Raw genomic sequence first — 10,788 nt, 5'->3', positions numbered from 1 at the left:
TGGCCCCCGCCCCCTTCGGCAATAGCACTTCCATAAAGCTCGGTTGTCCGGTCTGCTTCACTGCCATCGCGATCTCCCAAGGCCACGTCTCAGAGAATCACAATCGCCGAATTACGCAACAGGCCCACAAGGGGAGAGGGTGAGGTCAATCAATCCAGCTTCGCTTCCATGCCGCGCTTGGTGGCCGGACGGGCCATCAGCTGGTTGTACCAGCGCTCGACATTGGGGAAATCCTTCAGCTCGACCTTGTGGCGCGGATGACGCCAGGCCCAGCCGAGGATGGCGAAGTCGGCGACCGACAGCGGGCCGGCGACGAATTCGTGCTTGGCGAGGCGCTTGTTGAGCACGTCATAGAGCCGGCGCGTCTCCGCCATGTAGCGCTTCAGGCCATAGGCGCGGTCCTGCTCGTTCTCCAGCGCGATGAAATGGTGCACCTGGCCTGGCATCGGGCCGAAGCCGCCCATCTGCCACATCAGCCATTCATAGACCGGGATGCGCTCGATCAGCGGCTTGGGCAGGAATTTTCCGGTCTTCTCGCCGAGATAGAGCAGGATCGCGCCGGACTCGAAGACACTGACGCGCTTGCCGTCCGGGCCGTCGGGATCGACGATGGCCGGGATCTTGTTGTTCGGGCTGATCTCGAGAAACGCCGGCGCCATCTGCTCGCCCTTGCTGATGTTCACCGGGATCACCTTGTAGGGCAGCCCCATCTCCTCCAGCGCGACCGAGATCTTGCGGCCGTTCGGCGTGTTCCAGGTATGGAGCTCGATGGTCATTTCCGCTTCCCCCACAGATGTTTGTGCCTCCCCTAGCCCGGAACCGGCCGGCCTTACAAGGCGCGGCCGCGCGGGGGTGCACTTCCGAAACGGCCTGCTTCGTTTTGCCCGCTGTTGATGGGGCCTAATCGGGCTGGAATGTGCCTGACGCCGCCGATAAATTGCGCCACCCCGAAACAGCCGGAAAACATCGTGTCCAAATCAGCTTCCCGCGCCCGCCTCGCCGAAATCATCCGCAAGCGTTCCTTCGGGCGCGGCGAGATCACGCTCGCCTCGGGCCGCAAGAGCGACTTCTATTTCAATCTCAAGCCCACCATGCTCGACCCCGAGGGCGCGGCGCTGCTGGCGGAGCTGACCTATGAGGCGCTGAAGGACGACAAGCTCGACTTCGTCGGCGGGCTCGAGATGGGCGCCGTCCCACTGGCAGGCGCAATCGCGCAGCTCTCTTGGCTGAAGGGCCACCCGATCGCGGCGTTCTTCGTGCGCAAGAAGCCGAAGGAGCATGGTGCGCGGCTCGCGGTGGAGGGCCTTGCCAAGGGCGAGACATTGCAGGGCAAGCGCATCGTCATCGTCGAGGACGTCACCACGACCGGCGGCTCGGCACTGAAGGCGGCGGAAGCCGTGCGCGAGGCCGGCGGCGTGGTCGCGCTGGTCTTCACCATGGTCGACCGCGAGGAAGGCGCGACGGAAGCGTTTGCCGAAGCCGGGCTGCCGTTCCGCGCGCTCTACAAGGCGGGTGAATTCCTGAAGGGGTGACAGTCTCTCCTCCCTCTCCCCGCTCTCTTGTCCGCCGAAGCCCGCCTTCGGGCGAAGGCGGATGCGGGGAGAGCGAGGGTGAGGGGCTTCTCTCCGCGCGCGGTGTCCATCGATAGACCTGTTCCCCCTCACCCGGATTGCATTTCATGCAATCCGACCTCTCCCCGCAGGCGGGGAGAGGTGAAGAAAGAGCGCCAGCGACCTTCCCGCACACCTCTCATTTACCATCCCCCGGTATGGTGAATCTTCGCTGGAGGCGCGTATTCGCCTCGGCTTGTTGCGTTGTGTTGCGTCGGGTGGAGTAAGCGTTGCGTACAGAGTTGACTTTCCGGCTGCGGCAGCGCCGGGCGCTGCTGGCTGCCGCCGTCTTTGCCGGCGCCGCGCTCACCGTGCCGGATGCCGCGCTCGCCGAAGGCCTGTTCGACTTCTTCTTCGGCCAGAAACAGCAGGCGCGCCAGGCGGCGCCGCCGCAGGCGAGCTTCTTTGCTGACCCCTTCGGCCTCCAACAGACCGCACCGGCGCCGCGCGTGGCGGGCTCCGGCCCTGCCTTTTGCGTGCGCGGCTGTGACGGCAAGTATTTTCAGGTGAACGCCCGCGGCAACGCCACGCCGGCGCAGCTCTGCCAGGCCTTCTGCCCGGCGAGCGCCACCAAGGTCTATTTCGGCAGCAATATCGACTACGCCACCTCGGCCAATGGCGAGCGCTACGCCAACAGCGAAAACGCCTTTGCCTACCGCAAGGCGCTGCGCGCCGACTGCACCTGCAACGGCCGGAATCCCGGCGGGCTTGCGCCGATCGACATTTCGCTCGACGGCTCGCTGCGACCGGGCGACGTGGTCGCGACCACCAGCGGGCTGGTGGCCTATTCCGGCATCCGCGTCGGCAACGACCAGACCGCAGAATTCACGCCGGTGGCTTCCTATCCCGGCCTGACCGCCGAAGTCCGGGCACGGCTCGGCGAAATGAAAGTCGCGCCGGTCAGCGCGGAGGTGAATGCGGAAGTGCCGGCAGTCGATGTGCGCGAGCTGCCGCCCGCCATCACGGTCGCGCCGAAGGTGACGGCGCAGCCAAAGGCGAAGCGGGCGGCGCTGAATTAAGACCCTCATGGTGAGGAGCGCCCTTGGCGCGTCTCCGGACGATGCTTCGCATCGCCGGGCGAACCATGAGGCCCGGCTCGTGCCATTCATCCTTCGAGACGGCGCTAACGCGCCTCCTCAGGATGAGGGATAGAGCTAGCGCCCCACGATCACGCCGATCACATTCGGTGCGGCAAGGTATTTCTCCTCGATCGCCGCGCGCGCGGCGGCGCGGTTTTCGGCAGTGAGCAGGCCGCGCTTCTCGGCCAGGATCATCCAGCAGAAGCCCCACCAGTCCGTCAGCATGCCCTGGTCATCGACGAGATCGTAGCCCTGTTGGCCGGCGAACAGGCGTGCATGCGCCTCATCGAGCGAATCCAGGAAGGCGTGATCCTCAACGGAAAACAGGTCGTCGCTGATGTCGTCGGTCGTGTAGCCCCAGATCGACATGCAGACCGCGTTGAATTCGCGGTCGATCTGGTCGTCATCGATCGCCTGCCGGCGCGAGGCCTGGTGCAGCCGCGACAACGGGCGGGCGAAGTCGGCAATGCGGGTGAGCGCGAATTGATCGAAGGCGATGGTGGACATGTAGTCCTCGCTGGGCCGGGTAGACCATACATATTGTGTCGGCAATTCGCCGAATCACTACGATATATCAAAGACTTGCTAAAGTGTTCTTAATTCGTTCTGATGACAATTATTTGTCGCCCCGGCCTTCGCCGAGGCGACTCTCAGTGTGACGAGGCGCTGGAAAACAGGTTGATGACCACCACCCCGGACACGATCAGGCCCATGCCGCAGAGCGCGGCGGCATCGAGCTTCTGGCTCTGGAACACCCAGGCGATGGTGGCGATGAGCACGACACCGACGCCGGACCACACGGCGTAGACGAGACCGGTCGGCAGGCTGCGCAGCGTCAGCGACAGGAAGTAGAACGCCACCGCATATCCGAGCACGGTCACCATCGACGGCAGCGGCTTGCTGAATCCATCCGACAATTTCAGGCACGTCGTCGCGACGACTTCCGCAACGATGGCGAGCGCAAGATAGAGATAGGTCATGCAGCCTGCAGCGGCAGAAGGCGGTCGACTGCCCTCTATGCTGATTTGATGGCAGCGGCGTGACAGGCCTGTCAGGTATCACCGGTCAAGAGATCAGACGCTCACTTAACTGCCGAGAGCAGCTTGCTGCCGCAATAGTTCGCATAGAACTTGCCGCCGCATTGCCGCTTGATGGCGGCACAGCGCGCGGCGGGCGAAGCGCCCTTGGGCACGCTGAAGGAACAGGTCAGCCCGTCGGCGGTTGGGCCGGCGAAGGCGGCGCTGGAGACGCTGATGCAGACGATCAGGAGCGCCGCGGCGGCGATTTCAATCAGCAATTTCACGGCTCTGTCCTTCCCCTGGGTCGTTTCCGGCCGGAACCGTAGCACCAAAATCATGCCGCGCGGAGGCCGCCGGGTCGGCCCGTTCCTTGCATAAATTCTTGGCAACGCCCGGGCTGTTCCAGGCACCGCAAGGCCCAATGATTTGCGTTGCGGTGCGGTGCAAGACGCCTAGTCTTTTCGCGCGACTTCAACGACGGGGAAGTAACGGCTTGTCAAACCAACCCCTCCAACACCATCCGGCGCCCGGCCAGCCGATCGACGAGCTGCAGCTGGCCGAAATCAAGGGCGCGATCCTCGCCAAGCTCAGGCTCGCCATCGGCAAGGATGCGGGCATGGCGACCCGGCGCGACTGGTACATGGCGGCGGCGCTGGCGCTGCGCGACCGGATCGTGCACCGCTGGCTGATGGCGGAGAAGCAGAGCTACGACGCCGGCCGCAAGCGGGTCTATTATCTCTCGCTCGAATTCCTGATCGGCCGCCTCTTCACCGACGCGCTCAACAATATGGGCCTGTTGCCGGTGTTCGAGACCGCGCTCGGCGACCTCGGCGTCGGCCTGCCGGACTTGCGCAAATGCGAGCCGGACGCCGCGCTCGGCAATGGCGGCCTGGGAAGGCTCGCCGCCTGCTTCATGGAGAGCATGGCAACGCTCGCGATCCCCGCGGTCGGCTACGGCATCCGCTATGATTTCGGCCTGTTCCGCCAGATCATCCAGCACGGCTGGCAGCAGGAATATCCGGACGAATGGCTGTCCTTCGGCAACCCCTGGGAATTCCAGCGGCCGGAAGTGGTCTATCACGTCCATTTCGGCGGACACGTCGACCACGTCGACGAGCGCGGCCGTGACCGCGCCACCTGGCGCCCGGCGGAGACGGTGGAGGCGCTCGCCTATGACACGCCGATCGTCGGCTGGCGCGGCCAGCACGTCAACGCGCTGAGACTGTGGTCGGCGCGCGCGCCCGATCCGCTCGATCTCGACGTCTTCAACAGCGGCGACTACATCTCCGCCAATGCCGAGCAGTCGCGCGCGGAGGCGATCTGCAAATTCCTCTATCCCAACGACGAGAGCGCCGCGGGCCGCGAGCTGCGGCTGCGCCAGGAATATTTCTTCGTCTCGGCGTCCCTGCAGGATCTGGTGAAGCGGCATCTTGGCGCAGACGGCCAACTGCGCAGCCTCGCGCAGAAGGTCGCGGTCCAGCTCAACGACACCCATCCGAGCCTTGCAGTCGCCGAGCTGATGCGCATCCTGATCGACCTGCACAATTTCCGCTGGGAAGAAGCCTGGAAGATCACGGTTGCGACCTTCTCCTACACCAATCACACGCTGCTGCCGGAGGCGCTGGAAACCTGGCCGGTGGAGCTATTCGAGCGGCTGCTGCCGCGGCATCTGGAAATCATCTACCGCATCAACGTGCATCACCTGGCGCAGGCCGAGGCACGCTGCCCCGGCGATATCGACTTCCGCGCCTCGGTGTCGCTGATCGACGAGCGCGGCGGCCGCAAGGTGCGGATGGGCCAGCTCGCCTTCGTCGGCTCGCACCGCATCAACGGCGTCTCGGCGATGCATTCCGACCTGATGAAGGAGACCGTGTTCCACGATCTCAACCATCTCTATCCCTCGCGCATCACCAACAAGACCAACGGCATCACCTTCCGCCGCTGGCTGATGCTGGCCAACCCGAAGCTGACGGCGCTGCTGCGCGAGACCTGCGGCGAGGCCGTGCTCGATGATTTCTCACTCCTGGAAAACCTCGAGGATCTGGCCGGCGACAACGCCTTCCAGCAGCGCTTCCGCGACGTCAAGCAGCACAACAAGCTGGCGCTGGCGCGGCTGATTGCGGAGCGGCTCGGCACCAAGGTCGATCCGTCGGCGCTGTTCGACGTGCAGATCAAGCGCATCCACGAATACAAGCGGCAGCTGCTCAACATCGTCGAGGCCGTCGCGCTGTACCAGGCGATGAAGGACGAGCCGGACCGGAACTGGGTGCCGCGGGTGAAGATCTTCGCCGGCAAGGCGGCGGCGAGCTATCACTACGCCAAGCTGATCATCAAGCTGATCAACGACGTCGCCGACACCGTCAACAACGATCCGGAGCTTCGCGGCCGGCTCAAGATCGCCTTCCTGCCGGACTACAATGTGAGTCTCGCGGAGATCATCATCCCCGCCGCCGATCTTTCCGAGCAGATTTCCACCGCCGGCATGGAAGCCTCCGGCACCGGCAACATGAAGCTGGCACTGAACGGCGCGCTGACCATCGGCACGCTCGACGGCGCCAATATCGAAATCCGCGACCATGTCGGCGCGGAAAATATCGCGATCTTCGGCATGGAGGCCGGCGACGTCATGGTCCGCCGCAAGCAGGGGATGGATGCGACTGACGTCATCGGCCGCTCACCGCGGCTGTCGCGCGCCATTGCCGCGATCGAGAACGGCGAGTTCTCGCTGGACGAGCCGCACCGCTTCGCCAACATCGCGAACGCGATCCGCTTCCACGATCCCTACATGGTCGCGGCCGATTTCGATTCCTATTACGAGGCGCAGCGCGGCGTGGATGCGCGCTGGCAGGTGGTCCCGGCCTGGACCCGCGCCAGCATCCTCAACGTCGCGCGCATGGCCTGGTTCTCATCGGACCGCACCATCCGCGAATATGCCGAGGACATCTGGCACGTGCCGGTGCGCCCCTCGCCGCTGGCCACGCCCGAAAAAGGCGCCCAGCGCGGCGCGGGCTAGAAAATTCCGGGCAGCAAAATCGCCGGCCGGGGTGTATCCCGGAAAAACACTTACCTTTGACGTTATTGAATATCGCGGCGGAAGCCGCGATATTGCATGACATACGTCATGATAAAGTTTGGAAGATCTTATGCTCACCAGGACGCCGCATCTTTTCGACGACGCGACAAAGGTCACGCCGGGCGACAGCCGCTGGCAGGGGCATACCAGCGACGATTACTGGGCCTTTGTCGGCCCGTTCGGCGGCTGCACGGCGGCAACCATCCTGCGCGCGGTGATGGACCACCCGCAGCGCGCGGGCGATCCGACCGCGATGACGGTGAATTACTGCGCGCCGATCGCGCAAGGTTCGTTCGATCTCGACGTACGGCTGATCAAGGCCAACCGCTCCAGCCAGCACTGGTGCGTGGAGATGACGCAAGGCGATGGCGACGTTTCCACGCTCGCTACCGTCGTGCTCGCCGAGCGCCGTCCGTCCTGGTCGCATCCGCAGGCAAGCTATCCGGGCGCAAAGGCGTTCGAGGAAACGCTGCCCTATCCGCAGATCGCCGCCCCCTGGGTCAAGCAATATGACTTCCGCTTTGTCGAGGGCGAGCCGAAGCGCGGCGGGCCGGCGGGCCCGGTGGAGACGTTCTCAAAACTGTGGATCGGCGACCGCGTGCCGCGAAAGATCGACGCGCTGTCGCTGCTGGCGATGTCCGACGCGTTCTTTGCCCGTATTTTCCACGCCAAGCGCGAACTGGTTCCGTTCGGCACGGTGTCGCTGACGACCTATTTCCATGCCGACGCCGCCGATCTCGCGGCGGAGGACACCACCCGCGTGCTCGGCATCGCCGACGCCAAGATTTTCCACAAGAGCTATGGCGACCAGAATGGCGAATTGTGGTCGCCGGGCGGCCGGCTGCTGGCAACCACGACCCAGATCGCCTACTTCAAGGCGTAGGCCCGTGATTCCGTAGGGTGGGCAGAGCGAAGCGTGCCCACCTTCGAGAGCAAGGGCGGTAAGGTGGGCACGGCGCAAGTGCGCCTTTGCCCACCCTACATGATCTACGCAATCGAGGTTCGCGCCCGATGTCCGACGCTGCCGTCAACAAACCGCGCATTGCGCTGCTCGGCGTGCCCATCGAAATCGGCGCGTCGCAGGCCGGCACCCTGATGGGGCCCGCAGCGCTGCGCACCGCCGGCATCGCGCGCCTGCTCGAGGAACTCGAATTCACCGTCGAGGATCACGGCGATCTGGCGCGGCCCAACGTCGTTGCCGACGGCCCGGCGCCGGCCAATGCCAAATACTACGACGAAGTGAAGAGCTGGGTTCGCGTGCTCAGCGAGCAGGCCTTTGCGATCGCGAGTAGCGGCGCGATCCCGATCTTCATGGGCGGCGATCACTCGCTCTCGATGGGTTCGGTCAACGGCGTGGCGCGCTACTGGCAGCAGATGAACCGGCCGCTGTTCGTGATGTGGCTCGATGCGCATGCCGACTACAACACGCCCGCCACCACCCTCACCGGCAACATGCACGGCATGTCGGCGGCGTTCTTGTGCGGCGAGCCCGGGCTCGACCAGCTGCTCGGCAACCAGGTCCGCGCGTCGATCACGCCCGACCATCTCGATTTGTTCGGCATCCGCTCGATCGATCCCCTGGAGAAGAAGCTCGTCCATGAGCGGCGCATCGCGATCGCCGACATGCGCGCCATCGACGAGCATGGCGTGGCCGTGCTGATCCGCCGCGTCATCGAGCGCGTCAAGGCGAAGAATGGCGTGCTGCATCTCTCCTTCGACGTCGATTTCCTCGATCCCGGCGTCGCGCCCGGCGTCGGCACCACCGTGCCGGGCGGCGCCACCTACCGCGAGGCGCATCTGATCATGGAACTGCTGCACGATTCCGGCATCGTGCGCTCGGTCGACATCGTCGAACTGAATCCATTCCTCGACGAACGCGGCCGTACCGCTCGCGCCATGGTGGAGCTGCTCGGCAGCCTGTTCGGCCTGCAGATCACCGACCGCCGCACTCCGACCAACGCGATGCTGCAGGGAAGGTAAAGAACGTGGTGTCGTCCCGGCGCAGGCCGGGACCCATAACCACCGATATCGACTGTTGAAACGAGCTGGAGCTCCAGCTCAGCAATAACCACACGCATTCGTGGTTATGGGCCCCGGCCTTCGCCGGGGCGACGAAAAAAGGGCGGCCCGAAGGACCGCCCTTTGTTACGCAAGGCACATATCCGCCAGAGTCACTCCGCCGCGAGCTTCACTTCAGGAGCGGCGGCGCGGACGTCGGCGTCGACCTGGGCTTCGAACTTGGCAAAGTTCTTCTGGAACATGCCAACCAGCGCGCGCGCGGTCTTGTCGAATTCGGCCTTGTCCTTCCAGGTGTTGACGGGGTCGAGGATTTCGCTCGGCACGCCCGGCAGCGCGGTCGGCACCGCGAAGCCGAAATACTTGTCGGTGCGGAACTCGACGTTGCGCAGCGACCCGTCGAGAGCGGCCGTCAGGAGAGCGCGCGTCACCTTGATCGGCATGCGCGAGCCCGTGCCGTACTTGCCGCCGGTCCAGCCGGTGTTGACCAGCCAGCAATCGACATTATGCGTGGCGATCAGCTCGCGCAGCATGTTGCCGTAGACAGAGGGATCGAGCGGCAGGAAGGGCGAGCCGAAGCAGGTGGAGAATTCCGGCTGCGGCTCGTTGCCGAGACCGCGCTCGGTGCCGGCGACCTTGGCGGTGTAGCCGGACAGGAAGTGGTACATCGCCTGCGCCGGGGTGAGCTTGGCGATCGGCGGCAGCACGCCGAAGGCATCGGCAGCGAGCATCACCACGTTCTTCGGCTGCGGCGCGCGACCGGTGCGCGAGGCATTCGGGATAAAATCGAGCGGATAGGCCGAACGGGTGTTCTCGGTCTTCGAACCATCGTCGAAATCCACCACGCGGGTGTCTTCGTCAAGCACGCAGTTCTCGAGCACCGCGCCAAAGCGCGTGCTGGCAGCATGGATCTGCGGTTCGGCTTCCTTCGACAGCTTGATGCACTTGGCATAGCAGCCGCCCTCGAAATTGAACACGCCGTTCGGACCCCAGCCGTGCTCGTCGTCGCCGATCAGCGTGCGGTTGGGATCGGCCGACAGCGTGGTCTTGCCCGTTCCCGACAGGCCGAAGAAGATCGCGGCGTCGCCCTTGGCGCCGACATTGGCCGAGCAGTGCATCGGCATCACGCCCTTCTCGGGCAGATAGTAGTTCAGCGTGGTGAACACCGACTTCTTCATTTCGCCGGCATAATAAGACCCGCCGATCAGGACGATCTTGCGGGCGAAATCGATGGCGACGACGTTCTCCGAGCGCACGCCATGCCGTTGAGGATCGGCGCGGAAGCTCGGCATGGAGATGATGGTCAGTTCCGGCAGGAACGCCGACAGTTCGATCGCCTCGGGGCGAATCAAGAGCGTGCGGATGAACAGCGAGTGCCAGGCGAGCTCGGTGAAAACGCGGGTCTTGATCCGATAGGCCGGATCGGCGCCGCCATAGAGATCCTGCGCGAACAGCGTCTTGCCTTCGGCATGCTTGAGGAAATCGGCGTGCAGCGCGGAGAACTGCTCCGACGTAATTGACTGGTTGCCGCCCCACCACATCTTCTTGTCGGTGGTGGCGTCGCGCACCGTGAACTTGTCCTTCGGGCTGCGGCCGGTGAATTCGCCGGTGTCCGCACAGAGCGCGCCATCGGCCGACAGCACCGCCTCACCCGCCGACAGCGAGTACTGGTAGAGCTGGGGCGCGCCCAGATTCCAGTGCACTGCCTTGAGATTTTTTAAGCCGAATTTGTCGGCGCCAAAGGCACCGTTGCGCACGCCCGTCTCTCGCACGAAGGATCCTCCTCGAAGTCCGCGTATGTCAGGCGCGCTTGCCGCCAAGGGCGCCTCTCTCGCGGTGACCTCCAAAAACATAGCCGTTCAGGCCTCGGTCCGGCGACCTATTACTGTTGAACGCCCGGCTTGCCAAGCCGATCCCGTCATATTTGGTTTATTCGACGGCTAAGCTGATGTGTCACACATCTTAGCGGCCATCCGGGCCATTTTCGGCCC

10 protein-coding genes are annotated in these 10,788 nt (G+C 64.4%); 5 read left to right on the top strand and 5 right to left on the bottom strand.

The features are described from left to right. Positions 1–149: 149 nt before the first annotated feature. The gene (locus HZB49_RS11945) at positions 150–776 is read right to left on the bottom strand and encodes a glutathione S-transferase N-terminal domain-containing protein (RefSeq protein ID WP_291611474.1); all 627 of its coding nucleotides are present in this window, start codon (positions 774–776) and stop codon (positions 150–152) included. Positions 777–968: 192 nt separating this feature from the next. Between HZB49_RS11945 and pyrE the strand changes: the two genes are divergently transcribed. Both pyrE and HZB49_RS11935 read left to right on the top strand, forming a co-directional pair. Next, positions 969–1,532, top strand: coding sequence for an orotate phosphoribosyltransferase (gene pyrE / locus HZB49_RS11940; RefSeq protein WP_291611472.1), 564 nt, complete (start codon positions 969–971; stop codon positions 1,530–1,532). 308 nt (positions 1,533–1,840) lie between these two features. Next, complete coding sequence (locus tag HZB49_RS11935; protein ID WP_291611470.1) at positions 1,841–2,629, top strand: DUF2865 domain-containing protein; 789 nt, start codon at positions 1,841–1,843, stop codon at positions 2,627–2,629. 135 nt (positions 2,630–2,764) lie between these two features. Here the strand turns inward: HZB49_RS11935 and HZB49_RS11930 are convergent, their stop codons facing one another. The 3 genes from HZB49_RS11930 to HZB49_RS11920 all read right to left on the bottom strand — a co-directional run bounded on the left by HZB49_RS11930 (position 2,765) and on the right by HZB49_RS11920 (position 3,992). After that, on the bottom strand, positions 2,765–3,196 hold the full coding sequence (locus HZB49_RS11930) for a hypothetical protein (RefSeq protein WP_291611468.1): 432 nt from the start codon (positions 3,194–3,196) through the stop codon (positions 2,765–2,767). 143 nt (positions 3,197–3,339) lie between these two features. Further along, a complete protein-coding gene (locus HZB49_RS11925; protein WP_291611466.1) occupies positions 3,340–3,669 on the bottom strand; it encodes an SMR family transporter in 330 nt (109 codons plus the stop codon). 101 nt (positions 3,670–3,770) lie between these two features. Then, on the bottom strand, positions 3,771–3,992 hold the full coding sequence (locus HZB49_RS11920) for a hypothetical protein (RefSeq protein ID WP_291611464.1): 222 nt from the start codon (positions 3,990–3,992) through the stop codon (positions 3,771–3,773). 209 nt (positions 3,993–4,201) lie between these two features. Here HZB49_RS11920 and HZB49_RS11915 point away from each other — a divergent pair, with 209 nt between their 5' ends. The 3 genes from HZB49_RS11915 to rocF all read left to right on the top strand — a co-directional run bounded on the left by HZB49_RS11915 (position 4,202) and on the right by rocF (position 8,761). Beyond that, positions 4,202–6,721 carry a glycogen/starch/alpha-glucan phosphorylase gene (locus HZB49_RS11915; protein ID WP_291611462.1) on the top strand — a complete coding sequence of 840 codons (2,520 nt, stop codon included), beginning with the start codon at positions 4,202–4,204 and terminating at the stop codon, positions 6,719–6,721. Between the two features lie 130 nt (positions 6,722–6,851). After that, positions 6,852–7,664 carry a thioesterase family protein gene (locus tag HZB49_RS11910; RefSeq protein WP_291611460.1) on the top strand — a complete coding sequence of 271 codons (813 nt, stop codon included), beginning with the start codon at positions 6,852–6,854 and terminating at the stop codon, positions 7,662–7,664. Positions 7,665–7,792: 128 nt separating this feature from the next. Continuing rightward, positions 7,793–8,761 carry an arginase gene (gene rocF, locus HZB49_RS11905; protein ID WP_291611458.1) on the top strand — a complete coding sequence of 323 codons (969 nt, stop codon included), beginning with the start codon at positions 7,793–7,795 and terminating at the stop codon, positions 8,759–8,761. Positions 8,762–8,952: 191 nt separating this feature from the next. Here rocF and HZB49_RS11900 read toward each other — a convergent pair whose 3' ends face one another. Beyond that, positions 8,953–10,569 (bottom strand): phosphoenolpyruvate carboxykinase, encoded by a 1,617-nt coding sequence (locus HZB49_RS11900; RefSeq protein ID WP_291611455.1) that lies wholly within the window; start codon positions 10,567–10,569, stop codon positions 8,953–8,955. Between the last annotated feature and the right edge of the window lie 219 nt (positions 10,570–10,788).

It is taken from the genome of Bradyrhizobium sp., assembly GCF_016219575.1.
Lineage (GTDB): Bacteria > Pseudomonadota > Alphaproteobacteria > Rhizobiales > Xanthobacteraceae > Bradyrhizobium.
The sequence above is the reverse complement of the archived record's forward strand: the minus strand, read 5'-3'. Positions and strand labels throughout refer to the sequence as shown.